This window comes from Actinoplanes sp. NPDC051411, from assembly GCF_040682075.1.
Classification (GTDB): Bacteria; Actinomycetota; Actinomycetes; order Mycobacteriales; family Micromonosporaceae; genus Actinoplanes.
Genome location: NZ_JBFBAD010000054.1, coordinates 49,881 through 69,565, shown reverse-complemented (window position 1 = coordinate 69,565; position 19,685 = coordinate 49,881). Strand labels below are relative to the sequence as shown.

Sequence of the window (19,685 nt, the reverse complement as noted above, 5' to 3'; positions counted from 1 at the left end):
CAATGACCGGCCCCGTAAGATCCATAATTGGAAGAAGCCCTCCGAGATATTCGCCGAACTCGTAGAGGTAAATGCTTCGACTGTCTGAATCTGCCACCGTCTCAACTTATCTGGGCAATCTGGCAGGGAAGGTGATCGAAGCGGCACGAGTCGAGCTGGGTATCGACGCTACCGATTGAGTCTCACGATTCCAGTCACCCACGAACCTCGTACGACGCGAACGCCTCGACGAACTCGGTCCGTACTACTAGGTATTGCAGGGGCCTTCCTTCAGATGCCGCTTGCTCGGCGGCCGCTGCCGCATCACGCGTCGCCTCGGCCAGACTGAAATCCGAGTTGCTGTAGGTGTCGCCGAACTTGATCATTTCTGCGTTGGCCGGATCGAACTGCATGATCATGATATACGGCTTGGACATAGCACTACGGTGCTTCGCAACTCGCTCGGCGGACATGCAAGCTTCCTTCCAACATGGACAATTACGAAGCTCTACTGTATCTATATGACTGCGAGCAGTGACCGCAACATCGCGGACGGCGACGATCATCTGTACGTCACACGAGACATGCTGATCAATGACCGGCGATGCACCCTCCGCGTCACCGCCGCTGAAGGCAAGGCCAGTGTCACGTTCGACGCTACTGAGCCCGACGGCAACACGGTGGGCAGCCTGAACAGCACCATCGCGCTTGACGACCTGGTCCCTGTCACTAAAGCCATTAGTGCGACGCTCAGCAGTGCCGCCAAAGCGCTCGGACTCACCAAGTCGAAGTACGCTGCCGAGCTCAACGATGTCCGAGGCTCCCACCCGCGTGCCGGGCTGCCGTGGTCAGCCGACGAGGACGCCCGATTGATAGTCCGGTATCGCGGGGGTGCATCGCTGCTCGAACTCAGCAGCGAGTTCGAGCGCAACGTCGGCGGTATCGCCGCTCGGCTGAAGCTCCACGATCTTCGTCCGCCATCAAGGCGCGACCGCGGTGACCTGAACCCTGAGTACGCCGATGACGATGCAGAACCGGACTGGCCATGACCCCCGGCAGAACGCAGTCAGCCATCCCGTCACCCTCGACCCGCCCACCGAGGGAGCGGGCCACCGCCGGTGCCCGCCGCGTCAAGACGGCCTTGACACTAGGCACCCAGGCCCGTGGCGCCGGCGGGGTCTGCTCGGCTTGCCCCGGGGCGAGGGTGCCGGGATGCGCGACCATCCCGGAGCCGGAGTGCCCCGGCCGGAGGCGCACTAAGCGCGACCAGCACTTCCACCTCGCTCCGCGCTACGGCCCGTCGCGGCCAGCTGCGCCGCGTCACCCAGGCCGCGCCGGTCGGCCGCCGGACCAACTCGCGAATGCTCAACGGCTTGACGCTCTTCGGCAGGCCCGACCTCTCCGTGCTTCCCACGAGTGTCGCCGAGGAGCGGTTAGCGTGCCGCCGCCCGCATTCCCTCGCGGGCGGCGGTGCGCTGCCCTTGGCGACGGAGTGAGCGGCCCGTTTCGGGCCGCCTTGAAGACGTACAGAAAGTTTGAACACGATTGACGGCGGCATCGGCGACATCGACGGCCGGGGTGGTGACGACGCAGCCGTGTTTCGCGGTGGAGGTGACGCCCTTGGGCCATTCGCGTGATCTGGCACGGGTATGGCACAAAAAACGCTCGGACCGGAGGTCCGAGCGTTTCGTACGAGTGGAGCTGATGTCGGTCTACTTGAACCCCACGCAAGAAGCCGAACAACTGCGAACCGGTTTGCTCGACGTCGCTCGTACGTCTGCTGGTCGAAGTTCCTGACTTCGTGCAGCGATGGCTAGTCCGGCGACCGCTCGTCGCTGACTACCACACTGCCAGGACGGCACTCACCCAAGATCGCTGGCCTGCAATGCGGTGAGCAGGGACGAAGTAGATCGACTTACCGTGGTTCCCCGCTATGCCCCGACGATGACCAGCCCGTCTAGCACGGACCTGGCATGAACCGCTGTCCGGCCTCATCAGACCTGCATCCAACCGCCTACGACCGCACAGACCAGTCCCAGCGCCACTGTAATGGCCGCACCGCCATATCCGCTAGCTGCCATTCTCTGGTGGAGCTTAGGCACGTCGGCGTAAGTCATCGGCCCAGATTCCTTACCTCGTCCCTGTTTGGCGCGCCAGGCGACGAAGAGCAGCCAGATGGCGCCGACAAACTCGATGCTCTGGCCGATAGCTGCGAGGAGAGTTCCCTGCTGTTGCATGGACGAGACGATAACGTTCGTTGCGCCGCCCGGTACCTCGCCCGCATCGAGTTCGACCGCTTCCGCGTCAAGGAACGATCATGGGCTCCGGACCTCTGTTCCCAGGCGTGGTGACCTGCGCAGGCAGTCCAAGGCGTCCATGGTCGTCCGATGTTGCCGCTCTCCGTTGTCACCCAGTTAGTCACTCACCCTCACCAGCGCAGCAGATATGCGACGGTGCGGCATGCCTTTGACTTGCACCACTTGAAGCTGTCGTCGTGAGCGTTCTGGTGATCCTCAACGATGTTCTCGATCAGCAGGTTCCTCTGTTCAACAGCGCGAGCTTCCGACGTCAACAGCTCGTGCCAACTTGAGGAATTCTTGTCCAGCTCGTCATAGTTCATCGGCGTTCCCCTTAGTAAGCCTTGATCGATTCGATGCACCCGACCGAAGGACTATCTAGAGGCGCGGACGTGTGCGTAGTACGGTGACGGCATCGATCGTGCTACGGAGGATCCGATGAGGGCAAGAGCGGATGTGAAGTACGGCAGGCCACAATTTCGTACTACGGTCTGGCCGGGCATGGTCATCCCACCGCCGAAGTTACGATCCATAGCGGACGTCGAGATCGTCGACGACTGGATCTTGTGGCCAGTTCAAGATCCGCGAAGGCCAGCTACGGCCGAGTTACCCACCGACTTCTATTTGCGGGAACTTATGGATCTTCAATGTGACGATCTTGAAGCGATAAAGGATTTGATATCCAAGTTTGGCAGCTTTAGTTCCTACAAGCTTGAAGATCTCGACGGTGAGGCAACCCATCTTGCTGACTCCACTCAAATCGAGCTGCCAGACGACGACTATTACGAGAATGGCTATCACCGCAGCAACTTGACGGTGCACCTTGAGGAGGCGCAGCGGGCGATCGAGACGTGGATAGCGTCTCAAATTGAGCATGGATTGGAGGATCTCGTCGAGGAATATGCGACAGAGGATGCGCTATACGAAGCACAGTCTGCTCTTCCTGAGTATCAAACGATGTCCGACCTGCGCAATCACCTTATCGACGAGCGTGTCGAACATATGGGCGCCACCCTTAATGCGGCACTGAAAATATTTAGTGCAGGTATCGGTGAGCTAAGCGAGCGGCAACCAACAATTTATGCCGTTTCGTTTCTGCAAATGTATAATCACCTTACGGAGCAAGCAACCCTCCGACGCTGCGCGAATGAACCATGCTCTAATGTATTTGTGCGACAGCGCGATCGAGCAGATCACGGCCAGAACCGTACAACGGGCGTGATTTACTGCTCGCACGGATGCGCGCGCGCCCAAGCTCAGCGGCAACTACGTCGGCGTCGCAAAGCCAATGCTGCTATCGCCTAGCAGCCATCCCGTCACCCTCGATCCGCCACTGTGGGAGCGGGGCACGCCGGCGGCCGCCGCGTCAAGACGGCTTGACACTAGGCACCCAGGCTGGCGGGCGCCGGCGGGGTCTGCTCGGCTTGCCCCAGGAAGAGGGTGGCGGGGTGCGCGAACATCCCGGAGCCGGAGAGCCCCCGCCAGAGGAGCAGTTACCGCAACCACGCACGTGCCTCGCCACGCGCTACGGCCTCGACTCGGGGCAGCTCGGCCGCGTCGCCCATGGCCGCGCCGGTCGGCAGCCGGCCACTTCCCCTGCCGCCACCCCGGGGTACCACTACCGTCGCCGCGGCCCGACTTCCGCTCCTGCACGCCAGCCGACGGGCGTTGGCATGGCCGCCCCGCCCAGCTTGCTAGGGGCGGCCATGACGCCCTGGTAGGCAGCGTGAGCGGCCCGTTTCGGGCCGCCTTGAAGACGTACAGAAAGTTTGAACAGGATTCAGCGACCGAACGGGGCCACCTCAGCTGTTGACGGAGCCTTCTCGCTCAGGGCCGACGTTGCCCTGGTCTGTCAGCACACGACTCAGAATCACAAGGAGGCAGCCGTGGTCGTGGTTGGGGTAGGCAGCCTCAGGCCAGCCGCGAAATCTGGCACGGTCCTGGCACAAAGAAACGCTCGGACCATGGGTCCCAGCGTTTCGTATGAGTCGAGCTGATGGACGGCGTACTTGAACCCCGCGCAGGAGGCAAAGCGGCTACGAGCCGGCTTGCTCAACGTCACTCGCACCTCCGCTGGTCAAAGCTCCGAACTTGTCGCGGCGAGGGCTAATCCCGTCGTCGATCCTCACTAAATATCACAATGCCAGGACGGTACTCAGCCAAGATGGCCGAGCTGCGGTTTGCTGACTGGCGTCGAAGCCCGACTAGCGCCTTGCGCAAGCTTTGACTCGCGCGTGTGTGTCATCACTCACGCGCACCCTTGGTCGACTGCTCGGAGAACGGCAGCGAGCACGGCCCAACCGGCCAGCGTGACCAAGGGGGCCGGGCCACTCGACTCAGCCGGTCCCCAGCGAGCCGGCAAACACAGCGATTTGCACCGCCGAAGCGGCGACCGTATTCTGTCCGGCTGCCCGGTTCCGGGGAGCCTCGCGCGGCTCTGGGGAGATCGACATGGACGCATCAACGGACGGACCAGCGGCCCAGAAACCACTCGAAGGCGTCTACGCCTTCTCCTCACCTTCGGCGTCCATAACGCTCCATCAAGGCCTATTGGGCGGCATCCCCAAGGCGGATCGGCACGCTGGTGTAGTAGAGCTAAACTTCGCCCGTGGGCCATACCTCATCTGGCGTATCGAGGGTGATCGAGACGATCTCTACGGCCCAGTCGAACCATTTACATTGTCATTCCAGCGTAATGGCCAGGCTTGGCGGTCGGAAGCTATTCGTAGCGAAATCGACTGGGGAATATTGAACCACGCCGAGTATTCCACGAGCCAGCCGCTCGGCCGAGTCATTGCACATTGGGTCAATTTGCCAGAAATCCACGGAAACGAAGTCCTCACCGCGACGTCACCTGGAGGTTCTCGCTCTTGGTGGACCGGACGGTTCTCGTTTAGCGCTGCGGGGTGGGACATCACTATTGACCGCCGCCAAGACTTCTCAGACATCATTGCCGCGGCGAAGCGTGAACATGTGTACGCAATCACTCACGTAATGGAGCTAAGGAGGTCCGACGGAAAGCCATTCTCAGCGGATGCGGCGGTGGTGGTCTTGGAGAACATTAGAGTAGCGACGTCATTCGCGCTCGGCCGGTGGGCTGCGCCAATGCTGCCGGTCGGGTTCTCTGAGGCAGGCACCGTGCACTGGGAATCATGGTCGAGCCCAATAGTCGAACCGCTCCAAAAGACTGGCTATCCGGTACTCTATCAATATTCATACAAGGACGTGTCAAAGTTTCTTACGACAGCCTTAGAAGCTCTTGAGATCGACGGGACAAACGGCCCCCTTAGATTTCAGATGATTAGCGCAGTTCTCTCCAATCAAGGCGGCTTTACTGAGCAACGAATATCGACAGCATTCACGGCGATTGAAAACCTGGCGTGGGTAGTATTGGTGCTGCGTGGCCACGTTAGCCAGCAAGATTTCGAAAGTAGAGCTTGGACGGGTACGCGGAAGCTAGGGAAGCTTCTCAGCCTTGCGAAGATTTCGCCAACGCTCCATGGACTTGGACTGCCGGCGCTTGAGTCTTTCGCGGGCCGTGGCCGTTCAACGCGGAACGGGCCGGCCGCGCTCGTGAAAGTTCGCAATTGTTTGGTTCACCCGAAATCCCCTCGCGACGAGGTATACCACATACCGGGCCTAATGACCGATGCCTGGCTTCTGTCGCGTTGCTATCTCAACATGTTGGTTCTGTACGCCGTCGGTTACGACGGTGAGATGCAGGTTCAGCTACCAATGGATGGATGGCTCGGCGAAACCAGACTGGTGCCATGGGCAACCGTCCGACCGCTTCCAGACCAAGGAGCATCATAGGCTCGTGACTTGCGCTTGAACGTCGCCTAGCCGTAGCAGGGCTAACACGCAGCGCAAGCAAACCAAGCCGCCTTCGACTCTTGCATTATCTTAGCCCGTGTCGCGCTCGGTCGGATAATATTCAGATCCATGACCGGACCCTTATTGCTCGGAGCTGCAAGCTCGACAACGTCCAGCTGGGCGCTCATTTTATCTATAGTTAGTTTGGCGGTCTCACTTACGTCGTTAGCGATAGGCTTTTGGCAGGCCAAAAATAACGTTGCAGAAATTCGACGCGCACGCCCTAAGGTAATCGGACGAGCCTCCTATATGAAGAATCTTGTTACAGGACCCAATGATCGCGTTCGAGCTTTCTTAATAACATTGACCAATATGGGCAAAGAAAGCACCACCGTCGTTGGTATCTTGATTCACGAGGCGGCAGAGGGTAGGCAGACGGTGCTGAACGGCGGAAACTGCGGCATTATGGATAGCCCTAAACTGCCGCATAGGCTTGAGCCCAACTCTCCTGCGGCGTTCACAATCGACGCGGAGTCATTCTCGGGCGATAGGGCTTTGGTATACATATCGCTCGGGCATGAGGAGAGACTTGAAGGTGTTGCTCTTCTGCATAAGCACGAGATCGAGTTAACGCCTTCAAGTCGCACACACTTCGGTTCGGACATAGTGTATTAGCACTGGCCTGATGCGGCGCCGCAACGTCAGCCGACGCCTGAAGTCGAAAGAAGCCGGTTAGTTGAGCCTTCATTTGGCATTTGTCGACTAATCAAAGAGTCGAAAACCTGAAGCCCCATTGTTGAGCACTGCTTCGTTGATATTTCGTCGGACCACCACTTGGCCAAACGTGCTGCGCCGCCGAATGTAGATCCGCATGTAATCGCAACTGAAATGCGGCCTCAACCGCAAACATATAATTCTTTTGACGTGCAATCTGCGGCCTCACTTAGCTGAGGCAGGTTTTGCGAATCTAACGTAGGAAGGTCTCGTCTACGGGGTAACAGCGCCGAGGATCTCGAACGGTCGCGCGCTGGCCAAATGCTCGTTGTATCTGGCCCTCGACCAAGACCGGTCGTGCATCCCTATGCCACTCAACTGCGTCATTATAGTGGTCGGCGGGCAGGCGTACGGATATCTCGGAGTTTCGGTTGTTGCGAATTGTCGAGACTTTGATCCAGCCATACGCGTCGCCGGTGTTGTGTCTGAGCTCCACAATTTTTCCTGAGAAAACCTGATGTGGCTCTACTTTGTGGACCTTTAGTTTGTCAGCCGTCATCTCTACTAGCTCGTGCGCTTCCCCGTCCAGTTCCACGGATTCTGGTAGGGAGCGAGAATGTTGGACAGACTCAGCCCAGCTGAAGCGGGTATCAAACTTGCTAACTGCACTCTGTTCTAGCACACGACTCAAAGCCCAGCAGAACTCGCGACTAACACCTCGCTCAACTATAGCGAAAAGAACCTCGATTGATGGTTCTAATGCTGGCTCAACCACTAATTGTTTGACCGCAGCCAGGGACTGAGCGAAGGTTCGCATGACCCGTCGCTCGAACGGTTCCGGCGCACTTTTCGCGATTGACACGAACGATCCCTGGCCCACTGCAGGCTCCTCAACTTCAGGAAGCTTAACGAGGACAGGTATTATGAATGAGCCGCGTTCAGTGTGGCCCATCCGGGCTTCTTGGACGACTCGGTCGCCAATTTTTGAGTAGCTTCCAGCAATTTCGCTTCTGATGCCGCGTGAAGTTGTGCCAGATGATCGAAGCATCATGCGGGCTGAGTTTGTAATGACTGACCCGGCTTCAAGGGGAATCGAGTCGGCGATCTTAAAATCGTTGACCGCTCGCAAATGTGCGATATCGAAGCGGAAATGTCGGATTCGCTCAGCCATGGACCGAAGCGGGCGCGACTCAGCAAACGCTAGGCGCTCCACGACCCCGACTACGGCATCCTTATGCTCGCCGTTATGTGGAACACCAATCTGTGTATCAGCCTTAGACCAGAGACTGCCGGCACGCCCAGGAGGATATTCTTGCCACCCGGTATGCCTCATGTATCCCTGGATGTCCCGAAGGTCGGGAACGAGGATTTCAGTGGTCACTCGTCTCACCTCCCCGGCGGTGCGAAACTATCGACGACTTCGCCTTGCCATTGTTCTAGCGTCTCGGCAGTCAAACGCTGCGTCTTCGGTATCTCGATACTACGGACCGGGGCCATTTGATCAACCCGCGTCCAGAACGCGCCTGCGGCATGGTCCGTCCCGGCGCCGTGGTGGGAGATCCAGCCAGAGGGTTCCGCGTTATCCAAGATCACCAGCACGAAGTAGACCGGCACCAGGGATGTCTTCCACTTGTCTCGCCACCCGGGCTCGGCCGGCCAGGAGGCGGAACGGCCTGAGATCTTGAACTGTGACGAACACTTAACCTGTACCGAGGCTGAAGCCGCAGGGAAGATGACTTGTCCATCGACGGCCAGCATGTCCTCGTCTGGCGAAGTCTCACTAAACCCAAAGCCGGCCTGACTGCAGATGGTTTGGAAGTAGGCCACACCATATCGTGCCTTACGGGCGTTATGTCCGAGATAGCCGACACTCCGAGGCGCGCTACCAGGGCCACCTTCCGTGACCGATGTGAGGTCGTGATGCTCGATCGACGCCAAGGTCAACTGTCTCCATCAGTCCCGTCGACCCGCCACGGCTGCTTTGTCCACCGCCAAGCCGAGAACCAGCCCACCAACGGTAGCGGTCGGCAAGTTGCCTGGCAGTCCCCCGTACCGGTGATCCTCCACAGTCGATTGGGGCGGCGATTCCGGCTATGGACTCTTGATGGCTTTCGTGAGCACGCTCGCCCCGCCCGGCATGACGAGATCGACGCATCCGCCGGCCCGCCATTCTGGGGCGGTGGGACGACTAGTCGTCACAAGGACGTCCGACCGGATGCGGTTGGAAACCGGTCACAACGACTCCAAGCTCAAAAGCAGCACCGAGGCAGCCTCGCTACGACGATCTTGAAGAGCCCCCGCGGTCGTGGTCCGGGTGGCAACGGTGTTGATCGAGGGCCCGGTCGTACGTGCGCTACGCCGTGCGGCCGGGTCTCCGGCTGGTTAGCGCATCTTGCTTGCGGCAAGATCGCGGCCATTGGCACCGGAGGACGCTCAGTGCAACCCCAGGACCTAGACACGCGACCCGACACCGGCGCCGGCCCGCTGCGCAACCAGCGTCAAGCCAAGGAAATTGCGCCGGCGATGCGACGGCCGCTGAGCGACGGTGAGGACGCTCAAGACGATCTGGCTCAGGCAGAAGCCGATCTCTACCTGCACCTGACGGTCACGTCGGGCGGTATGTGCGTCACGTGTGCAGAGGCCGAGCCGTGCCCAGCTCGGCAGGATGCGCACGCGGTGTTCTTCCGATCCGGCGTTCTGCCTCGTCGGCGGCCCGGAATCGCCGGTGTTTGGATGGAGGGCGCGGGTCAAACCTTCGACGGTTTCGCCGCTGCCCACAGGCGCTGAAACGATTCCATGTGAGTCGACACAATGCCGTCGTCGCCCGTGCCGTTGAGGTGGATTACTGGAGCGTGCGCGGCCGGCCTGCCGTAGACGTGGGGGTTGACGAGCATCTCTGAGTCGGCGCGGTAGGTGGAGTTGTAGAGCACCGTGTCGTGTAGCCGAATGTCGATGCTCGGCTCCTCGGCCAACGGCTGGAAGCTTACGAGGGCGGTACGGATGCGGGCGCTCATGCCGGCACCGATGCGCTCCTCGGCCCCTCGGCTGGCAATGTGTTGGCCGTCCGGGTCGCCGAGCGCGATGCGTACGCGTACGCCGCCTCGCGCCTTCGCGCGCAGCAGCTCGACCGCCGAGAAGTCCTCGGCGAGGAAGAGCGCACTGTAAGCCAAGATGTCGATCTCGTGCTCGGCGCGGCCCAGCAGTCGAACCCACGAGTCGGAGGGCGCTGCCGAGCGGTGCGGGTAGATGATTCGGACCTCGTCGGCTATCGCGGCCGGCTCGACTGGATGCGGAAGGCTCGGCCACAACTCGTGAGCTGACCATCCCGTGAGTCCGACCAAGGCGTCGCGATGACGGGGGTACGGCATGCGGCCGCTGATCCACCGTTGCACGGTCTTCGGGTCCACGCTCAAGCGCGCCGCGACATCCACGACATCAACGCCGGCGCTGCGCAAGGCTCGTACAAGCAGGTTATTCACGCGCTGCTCCCATCCCAGGGCACACCTCATCCTAGCCAAGAAGTCCCAAGACGTCCTGAGTCGTAGTTCAACGTCCGTCACTAGAAGTGAAGACTTGGCGCCAAGCTCCACGGAGGAGAGAAACGGACGGGCAGCCATGGGACGCGATGCAGGTGCAAGCGAGGACGACGCGAGAAGTTCAGTCGATCGCCTTGCGCTGGCCCTCGAAGATGCTGGCTTCGACGTCGGCCAGGAGTTTCCGGCCTTGCACGACGTCATCGGGCACCAGGGGCAGCCCGTGGTTCGAATCGGCGACGTTGTGCCTTCGGTCGCCGATCGGCTCGCCGCAGCTTTGATCAACGGGTTGCAGTCTGAGGAGGTTGCCGACCGGTAGCGACCTGGGCGCTTTATCACGGGACGTTCGCTAGGCTCCCCATGTGGATCAAGTCGAACGTGCCCGCGACCTTGCGCGCCTATTGCTGGCCGAGTCGATCCCGCGCCGTTGGTCCCACAGCCAGGGCGTTGGCCACAAGGCCGAGTCAGTGGCTCATCTGGTCGGCGCTGACGGCCCGACCCTGGTTGCTGCGGCCTGGCTCCATGACATCGGCTATGCGCCCAATCTTGTGGTGACGGGCATGCACCAGCTTGACGGCGCTCGCTACCTGCGAGACGTCGAGCGTGCCGATGACCTGATTTGCCGGCTGGTCGCTCATCATTCGTGTGCGCTCATCGAGGCACGGAACCGGCGTCTTGATGAAGATCTCGCCGCGGAGTTTGCGCCGGTCGAAGGCATGCTGTCGGACGCGATCACGTACGCCGACATGACGACAACGCCAGACGGTGAGCCTGTCGAGGTGGAAGAACGCCTAGCAGAGATCGCAAGCCGTTACGGACCCGACCACCTCGTGGCTAGATCTATCCGCGAGGCCGGCCCGCTGATCGTCGAATCGGTTCAGATAGTCAGGACAGCCCTGGCCGACGGCCAGGGTTAGTCCGTACGTGAAAGAGTTCCCTGCTCGTCGCGACTCCACCGCCGGCCCGCGCTATCGAGGAACTCGATCTGGACGGGTTCGGGTTCGACGTACGACCGAAGCCACTCCGCTGGCGCCGATCGCTGGACTGTGCGGCCAGGCGGCACGAGTCCAACAAACTCGGACCCTGGCTCTTCGCCACCGCGAGCGGGAAGCGGCAACTCCACCTCGTAGATCGGCATCGCGCTCGCGTTGTGGACGTGGAAGTCCAGCTCGCGACCGCCGTCAGCCTTCCTCGTCAACTCGACCCACGCGCTGATGCGCTCGGCTTGTGCCCGGCGCTCGTCCTCGGCACGGTCAGCCTCTCGACGGTGCTCACGCCGCAGCAGGAAGAATCCCAACAGGAATGCTCCGACGGTCCCGACCGCGGAGAATACGTCGGCAAAGGCGCTGAGCCAGTCGCTATCCAAGGTGGATGTCTAGCGGCGCGGTGAGGTACTGGTCGATCCGCATCCGCATCGACCGGTCCATCGGTAAGGAACCGATCTCCCTCGGCGGCACCCAGCGAACCTCGGTCGACTCGTCGCTCGGCGTCGGTGTGCCGCCGACGGGCCGCGCCGTGAACACCACCGAGAACTCTTGCCGTGCCTCGTTGTTGCTGGTGTACAGGATGACGTGACGAGGGTCGGTGTAGATGCCCACCAGGCCGGTGACCTCGACTTCGATCCCGGTTTCCTCGGCCGTCTCCCTTACTGCGGTCTCCGGCAGCGACTCGCCGAGATCCATGCCGCCGCCGGGAAGCGCCCAGTTGTCGTTGTCCGAGCGACGAATCAACAGGATGGCGCCCTGGTCGTCGACCACGACGGCGTTCGCCGAGGGAACCACGCTGTTGGCCTTGGGAGCCTCAGGATCGTCGTAGTAGTCGATGCGTCGTCCCATACCTGCCTCATTCCAGCGGTGTGGCGCCATCCCACACGTGATCGAAGCTGTCCACGTACGTCGAAACCATCGTGGCGCCAGCAACCCGCCTGAGGTGGAAGACTGGCGCCTCCGATGCGGGGAAGCTGTAGATGTGGGTGTTGACCAGCAACTGCTCATCGGCTCGATAGATTGAGTTGTAGAGAACAGTGCGGTGCAACCGGCACTCGACGCCCTCGATGCTAAGGAGCGGCCGGTACATCACGATTGCATTCTTGATCTTGGCTGCCAGACTCTCGATGCCCTCGTCGGCGTCTCGCTGTGCGACGACTTCGGCGTCCGGGTCGCCAAGGAGGATGCGCACCCGTGCTCCTGCTTCGGCTTTCTTCCGGAAGATGCGGCGCACGCCGGCGTCTTCGGACAGGAAGAGTCCGCTGTAGACCAGGACTCCGATCTCGGACTCGGCGTTGTCGAAGAAGTTGCGCCACAGGTCGGACGGGACAGTCCAGCGATGCGGATAGATGTTGATGATCTCGCTCTCGCTGGCGCTCGCAACCTGATCGGCGCGCAACGCATCGGGCCAGAGGTAGACCTCGTCGACTCCTAAGTGAGCAGCAGCCGCGTATCGGTGGCGCCGGTAGGGCATTCGGCCGCTGATCCAGCGCTCGATGCTCTTCGGATCCACTTTGAGCGCTTCCGCAAGTGCGGCGGGGGTGATCCCGCGTTCCAACATTGCGGAGCGTAGTCGCTCGTTCGGCATCGTCTCCCCAGCAGGACGTCCGGCAGATTGACCACCCTAGGCGAGACATCTCCGACACGTCCAGCCATGACCTGATCACGTCCCGTCCAATGATCGCACTCTCAATGGCGTCGATGCGGACTTCGTATCGCCAGCCTGAGAGGAGATCAGCAATGGAAATCCAACACTTCGCCGAGCAGCCCCCGACGTGCCCGTGCGGCGCACAACTGGGCGCGGGGCACCGCAAGCTCTGCCGGAAGTGCACGGCCCGGAACCTCTGGAGCCGTCGGCACCGGCCGCGCGGCGGCCACGGCGGTGCGGACAGGGGCATCCGTACGCGCCGCAACCGCAAGGACGGTGACGCATGACGATCGCCGTTTCTGCGGTCATCCTGCTTGGCGTATTCGTCTTCCTGCTGTGGCGGTACGCCCGCCTGCCGCTCTGGCAGGCAGCGATCTGCGCGGCGTTCGGCTACTACCTCGCCTCGTCGTCTGTTGGCCCGGACATCGGCAACGGACTCCGCGCCCTGGCTCGCTTTGTCGCCGGGCTGGATCTCTGACGTGGCCCGCGCGGGACGGGACTGGTGGGTCATTGTCGGCATGGCCGTCGCGGCGATTTCGGCTGCGGTGGCGAGCTTTGCCGGCCTCCGGGGTCTCGCTGAAGTCGCCGGGTGGCCCGAACAACTCGCCTGGCTGTTGCCTATCACTATTGACGCGTACGCCATGACGTCGGCCCGCGTCTGGCTCGCCGGGACCGTCGGCAGCAAGGGCGCCCGGAGCTTCGCCCGTGCCAACGCGATCGGCGCCATAGCCACGAGCATCGTTGGCAACGCCGGCTATCACCTGAACGCTGCGGGGCTGATCACGATCTCCTGGCCGATCATCGTCCTGGTCGGCGCCGTGCCGGCAGCCGTCCTCGGACTCACCGCCCATCTACACGCGCTCACGTCCATCCAAGACCCGCCACCCGCGCCGGTGGTCAGTCCGCAAGTCCGGACCCGCCGGACCGAGAGCGATCTCCTGGACGCGGCTCGCGACGCCGATGCCCGGCACCGCGCCGCGCACAACGGGCGTCCGATCAGCCGAGACGGCTTGCGCTCGGCGCTCCGCATCGCGGGGCCGAAAGCATCCGAACTCCGGCGCCGACTCACCACAGAAACCGACCGAAAGGAGGCGCCAACCCGCCCATGACCAACGAACCGCGCACGCCGCGCCCGATCATCGATCGGGAGGCTGTTCTCAACCACCTACTAGCTGCCCGGCACCAACGAACACCGACCACGCTTTGGATCGCCGTCGGAGACGTTCCCGTCCTACTCGCCGAGGTCGACCGTCTCGCCCGGCTACTCAGCCGCACGCGCTTGGACTTCGCCAACCTGCTGGCCGCAGTTCGCGCCACGCTCGGCGCCGATCAGGATGGCGAGTCCGACCCGCTCGCGTACCTCCGCGACGAGATCGAGCAGCACCGGACCGGAGTGCGGCTCGACGACGGCGAACTCGCGGCATGAGGGCTTATGGCCGTCGGCATCGTCGATGGAGCCGGCGAAATCCACAACCACTTCTGCTCGTGCCCGACGAACCGTTCCTGATCGTCGGCTTGGCCGCAATCGGTCGGGCGTTGTTCCGGTACCGGTCCGGACTCGCACCCGTCGGCGCCGGACTCGCCCTCGCAACGGCCGGACTCATTTTCCATCGCACCCATCCGGACCTGTGGCCAGCCGTCGCACTCATCTCGGCGATCACGGCTCTGACTGCCGGCCTCCGAATCAGGCGCGGCCAGGAACGCGTCTATGCGGCGACGGTGGCGATCGTTGCCGGAGGTTGGCTCGCAACGGCGACCGCGGTTGGCCCTGGCATGAGGCCCCTGCCGACCGTCCTCCTGCTCGCCGTGGTGGTGCTCGGCGTTCCCTGGTGGGCACATCGTCGGCGTCGAGCACGTGTCCGCGTCGATCGGGTCATCCATGCCTGGCCCGAACTCGCGGAGACAATCGGACTTGACGGGTCGCGCATTATGTCGGCTGTCGTCGACACCTGGGGTTGGCGGGGCCGAATGAAGCTGCGCCCCGGCCAGAGCGTCGCCGACGTCGTGGCACGCGTACCGGCCATCGAGTCAGCACTGGGAACGCGACCCGGCGCCGTCCGCGTCGAACAAGATCCGGCGCACGCCGGCCGGTGCACGATGCGCGTCCTCGCCGTCGACCCGCACGCCGGTGCAATCCCTTGGCCAGGGCCGACCGCCCGCTCGCTGGCCGACCCGATCGACCTCGGCGTCTTCGAGGACACCACGACCGTCCGAGTCCCGTTGCTACGCCGACACGCCCTGATCGGCGGCACGACCGATTCCGGCAAGAGCGGCGTTCTGAACGTCGTCCTCGGCAACCTCGTCGCCTGCCCCGACGTCGTGCTCTGGGGAATCGACCTCAAGGGCGGCATGGAACTCCGCCCATGGGCATCGTGCCTCGGGCGCCTGGCCACCTCCCCCGACGAGGCAACCAAGATGCTCGCCGACGCCGTTGCCGTCCTGGACGCCCGAGCGCACGCGGCGAGCCACGACAACAGCCGAGTCTGGGGACCCACGCCGGACGCGCCTGCTCTGGTCATCGTCATCGACGAGTACGCCGAGCTCGCCGATACCGCACCCGACGCTGTCGGGCATGCCGAGTCTGTCGCGCGCCGGGGTCGTGCGGTCGCCGTCGACATCCTCGCGGCCACGCAACGGCCGACGCAGAAGGCCATGGGAGGCGGCGCGCTCCGCTCGCAGATGAGCGTCCGCGTCTGCCTACGGGTGCGGGAACGCCGCGATGTCGACCTCATCCTGGATAGGGGCATGCTCGCCGTCGGTTGGCACGCGCACACCCTGGACGCGCCCGGCAAGTTCTACGTCCTCGCCGACGGACACAACCAACCACGCCGGGCGCGCGCCTACCTCATTACCGACGACCAGGTGCGGGAGACGGCCGGCCGCTACGCCGGCCACCGGCCCGACCTCGATCCGTTGTCTCGCAGCGCGATCGGGCACCACTCACGCGCCATCGAGCCGCCTATGAAGACCGTCAACGATCCGGAACAGACACTTCTGACCATCCTCGGCGAGGCGCCGGACGCCGGGCTAACTGTCCCGGAGCTGATCGAGGCGACCGGCATGCGTCGCACTTGGATCTATGACCGGCTCCAAGCGCTCGCCGCTACCGGACGCGCTCGGCAAGTCGCTCGCGGACGCTGGCGCGCCTGACCCCATCGTCCGCGGGGACGTCCGTCCGCTCGCGCGCGTCTGCGCAGATCAGCGCGCGGACGGACAACCGCGCGGACATCGAGCATCGGAAGAAAGGAGGTCCATGGCAAGTCCCGCCGGCGAGAGGAGAAATCGCAGCATACGAACGGAAGAGACGCCCGAGACGGAGACTGGCAAGCTCAAGACGTCCCTAGAAGTCCCATCTCGGCGCGAGCTGAACATCGATGTAGATGTCCTTGCCCGCGTCCTCGCGATCATCGCGGACGACCTCGCCCGCGATCGGGAGCGCGAGCGCCTGAAGGAGCGACCGAATGACTGAGCGGCACGACCGGCCCACCACCCGCCGGAAGAGCGCGATCATCTACCTGCGCGTCTCGTCAGCCGGTCAGGTCAACACCGACTACGACCCCGAGGGCATCTCTCTGCCTGCACAGCGCGCGGCCATCCAGCGTCGCGCGAAGGAGTTGGACGCCGACATCGTGGCCGAGTTCGTCGAGCCCGGCCGCTCGGCGACCACGGTCGACGGGCGGCCAGTCTTCCGAGAAATGATGGCCCGACTTAAGGCCGAGCCCGACATCGACTACGTGATCGTCTACGCCCGCTCCCGGCTCCACCGCAATAGCATCGACGCCGCGATCACCAAGCGGGACCTACGTGCGGCCGGCGTTACCTTGATTTCGATCATGGACTACACCGAGGACACCGCGATCGGCGACCTGGTCGCGACCGTCTTGGACGGCGTCAACGAGTACCAGTCGCGCGCCTCCGGAGCGGACATCGCCTACAAAATGGGACAGAAGATCCTACGAGGCGGGTCGGTCAGCCGGGCGCCGATCGGCTACCTCAACGTCCGCGAGAACTTCGAGGGACGCGAAGTGCGCACGGTCGCGGTCGATCCGGTACGCGGCCCGCTGATCCGCTCCGCCTTCGAGCTGTATGCCTCCGGCGCCTACACCGTTCGGACGCTCATCCAAGCGCTCACGGACGCCGGCCTCCGCACCAAGCCAACCCATCGTTATCCGGGCGGCACGGAAATCTCGATCCACGCGCTCGGCAAGCTCTTGAGCGACCGCTACTACCTCGGCCTGGTCGAATACCGAGGGCAGGAGTATCCCGGCAGGCACCAGCCGTTGGTCACGCCCGAGGTCTTCGACCGCGTCCAACAGGTAACAGAGTCGAGGCGTACCGGGGGAGGCCGCGAGCGCGTCCACAACCACTACCTCAAAGGCGCAGTGTGGTGCGCCCGCTGCCAGCGCCGACTCATGGTCATGCGCGGCAAGAGCAAGACCGGCGAGCTGCACTTCTACTACTTCTGCCGAGGGCGGCAGCTCCACGACTGCGACCTGCCCTACCTGCCCATTGCCAAGGTCGAATCCGCCGTCCTCGACAACTACGCCACCGTGGCGCTACCCGGCCGACTCAGGCAGCAGATCACCGCGCTCGTCGAAGATCAGCTAGCCAGAAACGGCGCCGCTCAAGCCCAGATCCGCGCGAGCGTCGCAAGCCGGCTCAGTGAACTCAACACGAAAGAAGATCGCTTCCTCGACCTGATCGGAGACCCCGACTGGCCGCAGGACAAGATCGCCGCCCGCCTCCGCAACGTCCGCGACGAGCGAGGCCGGCTCGCCCGCCAGCTCGACCAGGACGAGACGCCGAGTCTCGAAGCCGCGCGGGAGACTCTGGCGACGCTCTGTGAGCTGCTCACGGACCCGAAGGAGCTTTACCGCCACGCCAGCCAGCGCGGACGCCAACAGCTCAACCAAGCCTTCTTCGCGAAGCACTACCTCGACCACGACGGCGACGGACCCTTCGTCGCCTACGACGAATTAGCCGACCTGGTATCCCCGCTGGTCACCTACGCCAGAAACGAGAACGGCACCACCCGAGAGGGTGATGCCGACGTGGGTTCAAGTAAGAACCTGCTCGTGGAGCTGAGGGGACTCGAACCCCTGACCCCCACACTGCCAGTGTGGTGCGCTACCAGCTGCGCCACAGCCCCTTGCACTGCCCGGCTCGCCGGGCACGAAGGAAATACTACACACTCCGGCCGGTCGGGTCCGGACACCCCCCTCAGTTCAGCGAGGGGTCGGGTGGGAAGTGGGCTACGGCGGCCAGGATGTCACCTTGGCGGCGGAGGACCATGGCCCAGAGGTCGTCGGGGCGTTCGATGAACGGGTCGCCGGGGAGGGCGTCGAAGACGAACCAGGAGCCGGCGGCGACTTCCTCTTCGAGCTGGCCGGCTGACCAGCCGGAGTAGCCGGCGAAGACGCGGATGCCGGCGACGCTGTCGCGGAGGCGGTCGGGGTCGGCGGATAGGTCGACGGTGCCGAGGCTGCCGGCGACCTGGTGGAAGCCGGTGACCCGCCGTTTGATCTCGGGGCGGGTGCGGGCCAGGCAGATCGCCGATTCGGGCTGGACCGGGCCGCCTTCGAAGAGGACGGCGGGGTCGCCGGCGAGTTCGCCCCACTGGCCGAGGACGTCGCTGACCGGGACCTCGGTGGCGCGGTTGAGGACCACGCCGAGGGCGCCGCCGGTCTCGTGGGCGACGAGGAGCACGACCGTGCGGTCGAAGTTGGGGTCTTTCAGGGTCGGAGTCGCAACCAGCAGCTGACCGGTCATGGACTCCATCGACCGGCCTCCGATCCGCTGACCCTCGCTATACACGGGCGGCTCGAGCCGAGCGCGAAAGGTCATCCAGCAACGCCATGCCTCGCACATTAGCCCGTGATTCCGGCCGCCGATAAGGTCTGCGCATGAACGCGACCGCGGAGATCGGTGTCATCGGTGGCTCGGGGCTGTACGCGCTTCTGGAGGGCGCGACCGAGCATGAGTTGTCCACGCCCTACGGTCCGCCGTCCGATCCGGTGACGATCGCCGAGGTCGGCGGCCGGAGGGTGGCGTTTCTGCCCCGGCACGGGCGCGATCACCGCTACCCGCCGCACAAGATCCCGTACCGGGCCAACCTGTGGGCGTTGCGGTCGCTGGGGGTGCGGCAGATCGTGGCGCCTTGTGCGGTGGGCGGGCTGCGGCCGGATCACGGGCCGGGCACGTTCGTGGTGCCTGACCAGCTGATCGACCGTACGAGCGGGCGGGTTCAGACGTACTACGACGAGGGTGCGGTGCATGTGTCGTTCGCCGATCCGTACTGCCCGGACGGCCGCGCGGCGGTCCTGGCGGCGGCCGGCAACAAGGTCGGCAGCGCGGTCGACGGCGGCACGATGGTCGTCATCGAGGGGCCGCGTTTCTCGACCCGGGCCGAGTCGCGGTGGTATGCCTCGATCGGCGGGACGATCGTCAACATGACCGGGCATCCGGAGGCGGTGCTGGCCCGCGAGCTGGGCCTCTGCTACACCGCGATCGCGCTGGTGACCGACCTCGACGCGGGGGTCGAGGGGGAGGGCGGTGTCACCCATCAGGAGGTGTTCGAGGTGTTCGGGCGGAACGTCGAGCGGCTCCGGGGCGTACTCCTGGAGGCCGTGACCCGGCTCCCGGCCGAGCGGAAATGTCCGTGCGGAACCGCACTCGATGGGCTGAAATTGCCTTTCGATCTTCCGTAGGAAGTCGG

General features: G+C 63.4%; 24 protein-coding genes, 1 tRNA gene and 1 pseudogene. 13 read left to right on the top strand and 13 right to left on the bottom strand.

Annotation, left to right across the window (positions count from 1 at the left end; all coding sequences use genetic code 11):
- Window positions 1-194: 194 nt before the first annotated feature.
- The gene (locus AB0M88_RS27825; protein ID WP_364107234.1) at window positions 195-452 is read right to left on the bottom strand and encodes a hypothetical protein; all 258 of its coding nucleotides are present in this window, start codon (window positions 450-452) and stop codon (window positions 195-197) included.
- Between the two features lie 48 nt (window positions 453-500).
- Between AB0M88_RS27825 and AB0M88_RS27820 the strand changes: the two genes are divergently transcribed.
- On the top strand, window positions 501-1,028 hold the full coding sequence (locus AB0M88_RS27820; RefSeq protein ID WP_364107232.1) for a hypothetical protein: 528 nt from the start codon (window positions 501-503) through the stop codon (window positions 1,026-1,028).
- Between the two features lie 945 nt (window positions 1,029-1,973).
- On the opposite strand, the gene AB0M88_RS27815 is transcribed toward AB0M88_RS27820, so the two are convergent.
- Both AB0M88_RS27815 and AB0M88_RS27810 read right to left on the bottom strand, forming a co-directional pair.
- A complete protein-coding gene (locus AB0M88_RS27815; RefSeq protein ID WP_364107230.1) occupies window positions 1,974-2,216 on the bottom strand; it encodes a hypothetical protein in 243 nt (80 codons plus the stop codon).
- A 191-nt stretch (window positions 2,217-2,407) separates the two neighbouring features.
- On the bottom strand, window positions 2,408-2,599 hold the full coding sequence (locus AB0M88_RS27810; RefSeq protein ID WP_364107228.1) for a hypothetical protein: 192 nt from the start codon (window positions 2,597-2,599) through the stop codon (window positions 2,408-2,410).
- Between the two features lie 115 nt (window positions 2,600-2,714).
- Here AB0M88_RS27810 and AB0M88_RS27805 point away from each other — a divergent pair, with 115 nt between their 5' ends.
- The 3 genes from AB0M88_RS27805 (at window position 2,715) to AB0M88_RS27795 (ending at window position 6,764) form a co-directional block, all read left to right on the top strand.
- Window positions 2,715-3,581, top strand: coding sequence for a hypothetical protein (locus tag AB0M88_RS27805; RefSeq protein WP_364107226.1), 867 nt, complete (start codon window positions 2,715-2,717; stop codon window positions 3,579-3,581).
- Window positions 3,582-4,727: 1,146 nt separating this feature from the next.
- Window positions 4,728-6,089: a hypothetical protein gene (locus AB0M88_RS27800; protein WP_364107224.1), complete on the top strand. Its 1,362-nt coding sequence runs from the start codon at window positions 4,728-4,730 to the stop codon at window positions 6,087-6,089.
- 372 nt (window positions 6,090-6,461) lie between these two features.
- Window positions 6,462-6,764 carry a hypothetical protein gene (locus AB0M88_RS27795; RefSeq protein WP_364107222.1) on the top strand — a complete coding sequence of 101 codons (303 nt, stop codon included), beginning with the start codon at window positions 6,462-6,464 and terminating at the stop codon, window positions 6,762-6,764.
- Between the two features lie 292 nt (window positions 6,765-7,056).
- On the opposite strand, the gene AB0M88_RS27790 is transcribed toward AB0M88_RS27795, so the two are convergent.
- The 4 genes from AB0M88_RS27790 to AB0M88_RS27775 all read right to left on the bottom strand — a co-directional run bounded on the left by AB0M88_RS27790 (window position 7,057) and on the right by AB0M88_RS27775 (window position 10,282).
- Entirely contained in the window at window positions 7,057-8,184 is a 1,128-nt protein-coding gene (locus AB0M88_RS27790) for a hypothetical protein (RefSeq protein ID WP_364107220.1), read from the bottom strand.
- A 5-nt stretch (window positions 8,185-8,189) separates the two neighbouring features.
- On the bottom strand, window positions 8,190-8,630 hold the full coding sequence (locus AB0M88_RS27785; RefSeq protein WP_364107218.1) for a DUF4365 domain-containing protein: 441 nt from the start codon (window positions 8,628-8,630) through the stop codon (window positions 8,190-8,192).
- A gap of 624 nt (window positions 8,631-9,254) precedes the next feature.
- On the bottom strand, window positions 9,255-9,554 hold the full coding sequence (locus AB0M88_RS27780; protein ID WP_364107216.1) for a hypothetical protein: 300 nt from the start codon (window positions 9,552-9,554) through the stop codon (window positions 9,255-9,257).
- Entirely contained in the window at window positions 9,551-10,282 is a 732-nt protein-coding gene (locus tag AB0M88_RS27775; protein WP_364107214.1) for an XRE family transcriptional regulator, read from the bottom strand. The genes AB0M88_RS27780 and AB0M88_RS27775 overlap by 4 nt, the downstream gene beginning before the upstream one ends.
- Window positions 10,283-10,418: 136 nt before the next feature.
- Between AB0M88_RS27775 and AB0M88_RS27770 the strand changes: the two genes are divergently transcribed.
- The gene (locus AB0M88_RS27770; RefSeq protein ID WP_364107212.1) at window positions 10,419-10,655 is read left to right on the top strand and encodes a hypothetical protein; all 237 of its coding nucleotides are present in this window, start codon (window positions 10,419-10,421) and stop codon (window positions 10,653-10,655) included.
- A 43-nt stretch (window positions 10,656-10,698) separates the two neighbouring features.
- Window positions 10,699-11,253 carry an HD domain-containing protein gene (locus AB0M88_RS27765; RefSeq protein ID WP_364107210.1) on the top strand — a complete coding sequence of 185 codons (555 nt, stop codon included), beginning with the start codon at window positions 10,699-10,701 and terminating at the stop codon, window positions 11,251-11,253.
- Here the strand turns inward: AB0M88_RS27765 and AB0M88_RS27760 are convergent.
- Genes AB0M88_RS27760 through AB0M88_RS27750 form a run of 3 tightly spaced genes read right to left on the bottom strand, consistent with a single transcriptional unit; the run spans window position 11,250 to window position 12,883 of the window.
- Window positions 11,250-11,702 carry a hypothetical protein gene (locus AB0M88_RS27760; protein ID WP_364107208.1) on the bottom strand — a complete coding sequence of 151 codons (453 nt, stop codon included), beginning with the start codon at window positions 11,700-11,702 and terminating at the stop codon, window positions 11,250-11,252. The genes AB0M88_RS27765 and AB0M88_RS27760 overlap by 4 nt on opposite strands.
- Complete coding sequence (locus AB0M88_RS27755) at window positions 11,695-12,171, bottom strand: NUDIX domain-containing protein (protein ID WP_364107206.1); 477 nt, start codon at window positions 12,169-12,171, stop codon at window positions 11,695-11,697. Before AB0M88_RS27755 ends, AB0M88_RS27760 begins: the two co-directional genes overlap by 8 nt.
- Window positions 12,172-12,178: 7 nt before the next feature.
- Window positions 12,179-12,883, bottom strand: coding sequence for a helix-turn-helix transcriptional regulator (locus tag AB0M88_RS27750; protein ID WP_364107204.1), 705 nt, complete (start codon window positions 12,881-12,883; stop codon window positions 12,179-12,181).
- A 370-nt stretch (window positions 12,884-13,253) separates the two neighbouring features.
- Between AB0M88_RS27750 and AB0M88_RS27745 the strand changes: the two genes are divergently transcribed.
- From AB0M88_RS27745 to AB0M88_RS27720, 6 genes and pseudogenes are all read left to right on the top strand, one after another.
- Window positions 13,254-13,448: a hypothetical protein gene (locus AB0M88_RS27745; RefSeq protein WP_364107202.1), complete on the top strand. Its 195-nt coding sequence runs from the start codon at window positions 13,254-13,256 to the stop codon at window positions 13,446-13,448.
- A 1-nt stretch (window position 13,449) separates the two neighbouring features.
- Window positions 13,450-14,079 (top strand): DUF2637 domain-containing protein, encoded by a 630-nt coding sequence (locus AB0M88_RS27740; protein ID WP_364107200.1) that lies wholly within the window; start codon window positions 13,450-13,452, stop codon window positions 14,077-14,079.
- The gene (locus AB0M88_RS27735) at window positions 14,076-14,396 is read left to right on the top strand and encodes a hypothetical protein (RefSeq protein ID WP_364107198.1); all 321 of its coding nucleotides are present in this window, start codon (window positions 14,076-14,078) and stop codon (window positions 14,394-14,396) included. The genes AB0M88_RS27740 and AB0M88_RS27735 overlap by 4 nt, the downstream gene beginning before the upstream one ends.
- A gap of 59 nt (window positions 14,397-14,455) precedes the next feature.
- A complete protein-coding gene (locus tag AB0M88_RS27730) occupies window positions 14,456-16,120 on the top strand; it encodes an FtsK/SpoIIIE domain-containing protein (RefSeq protein WP_364107196.1) in 1,665 nt (554 codons plus the stop codon).
- Window positions 16,121-16,223: 103 nt separating this feature from the next.
- Window positions 16,224-16,439 carry a hypothetical protein gene (locus tag AB0M88_RS27725; protein WP_364107194.1) on the top strand — a complete coding sequence of 72 codons (216 nt, stop codon included), beginning with the start codon at window positions 16,224-16,226 and terminating at the stop codon, window positions 16,437-16,439.
- A pseudogene (locus AB0M88_RS27720) lies at window positions 16,432-17,451 on the top strand (recombinase family protein); the annotation flags it as partial. The gene AB0M88_RS27725 and the pseudogene AB0M88_RS27720, both read left to right, overlap by 8 nt.
- Window positions 17,452-17,574: 123 nt before the next feature.
- Here the strand turns inward: AB0M88_RS27720 and AB0M88_RS27715 are convergent.
- The 3 genes from AB0M88_RS27715 to AB0M88_RS27705 form a co-directional block, all read right to left on the bottom strand.
- On the bottom strand, window positions 17,575-17,913 hold the full coding sequence (locus tag AB0M88_RS27715) for a hypothetical protein (protein WP_364107192.1): 339 nt from the start codon (window positions 17,911-17,913) through the stop codon (window positions 17,575-17,577).
- A 133-nt stretch (window positions 17,914-18,046) separates the two neighbouring features.
- Window positions 18,047-18,119, bottom strand: a tRNA-Ala gene (locus AB0M88_RS27710).
- 71 nt (window positions 18,120-18,190) lie between these two features.
- Window positions 18,191-18,748, bottom strand: coding sequence for a YqgE/AlgH family protein (locus tag AB0M88_RS27705; RefSeq protein ID WP_364107190.1), 558 nt, complete (start codon window positions 18,746-18,748; stop codon window positions 18,191-18,193).
- Window positions 18,749-18,873: 125 nt separating this feature from the next.
- Between AB0M88_RS27705 and AB0M88_RS27700 the strand changes: the two genes are divergently transcribed.
- The gene (locus tag AB0M88_RS27700; RefSeq protein ID WP_364107188.1) at window positions 18,874-19,677 is read left to right on the top strand and encodes an S-methyl-5'-thioadenosine phosphorylase; all 804 of its coding nucleotides are present in this window, start codon (window positions 18,874-18,876) and stop codon (window positions 19,675-19,677) included.
- The last annotated feature ends 8 nt before the right edge of the window (window positions 19,678-19,685 follow it).

What these genes read in the sequence shown, in the direction of transcription:
- AB0M88_RS27825 (WP_364107234.1), bottom strand. Translation starts at nt 452, where the DNA reads ATGTCCGCCGAGCGAGTTGCGAAGCACCGTAGTGCTATGTCCAAGCCG.
- AB0M88_RS27820 (WP_364107232.1), top strand. Translation starts at nt 501, where the DNA reads ATGACTGCGAGCAGTGACCGCAACATCGCGGACGGCGACGATCATCTG.
- AB0M88_RS27815 (WP_364107230.1), bottom strand. Translation starts at nt 2,216, where the DNA reads ATGCAACAGCAGGGAACTCTCCTCGCAGCTATCGGCCAGAGCATCGAG.
- AB0M88_RS27810 (WP_364107228.1), bottom strand. Translation starts at nt 2,599, where the DNA reads ATGAACTATGACGAGCTGGACAAGAATTCCTCAAGTTGGCACGAGCTG.
- AB0M88_RS27805 (WP_364107226.1), top strand. Translation starts at nt 2,715, where the DNA reads ATGAGGGCAAGAGCGGATGTGAAGTACGGCAGGCCACAATTTCGTACT.
- AB0M88_RS27800 (WP_364107224.1), top strand. Translation starts at nt 4,728, where the DNA reads ATGGACGCATCAACGGACGGACCAGCGGCCCAGAAACCACTCGAAGGC.
- AB0M88_RS27795 (WP_364107222.1), top strand. Translation starts at nt 6,462, where the DNA reads ATGGGCAAAGAAAGCACCACCGTCGTTGGTATCTTGATTCACGAGGCG.
- AB0M88_RS27770 (WP_364107212.1), top strand. Translation starts at nt 10,419, where the DNA reads ATGGGACGCGATGCAGGTGCAAGCGAGGACGACGCGAGAAGTTCAGTC.
- AB0M88_RS27755 (WP_364107206.1), bottom strand. Translation starts at nt 12,171, where the DNA reads ATGGGACGACGCATCGACTACTACGACGATCCTGAGGCTCCCAAGGCC.
- AB0M88_RS27750 (WP_364107204.1), bottom strand. Translation starts at nt 12,883, where the DNA reads ATGTTGGAACGCGGGATCACCCCCGCCGCACTTGCGGAAGCGCTCAAA.
- AB0M88_RS27745 (WP_364107202.1), top strand. Translation starts at nt 13,254, where the DNA reads ATGACGATCGCCGTTTCTGCGGTCATCCTGCTTGGCGTATTCGTCTTC.
- AB0M88_RS27735 (WP_364107198.1), top strand. Translation starts at nt 14,076, where the DNA reads ATGACCAACGAACCGCGCACGCCGCGCCCGATCATCGATCGGGAGGCT.
- AB0M88_RS27725 (WP_364107194.1), top strand. Translation starts at nt 16,224, where the DNA reads ATGGCAAGTCCCGCCGGCGAGAGGAGAAATCGCAGCATACGAACGGAA.
- AB0M88_RS27705 (WP_364107190.1), bottom strand. Translation starts at nt 18,748, where the DNA reads ATGGAGTCCATGACCGGTCAGCTGCTGGTTGCGACTCCGACCCTGAAA.
- AB0M88_RS27700 (WP_364107188.1), top strand. Translation starts at nt 18,874, where the DNA reads ATGAACGCGACCGCGGAGATCGGTGTCATCGGTGGCTCGGGGCTGTAC.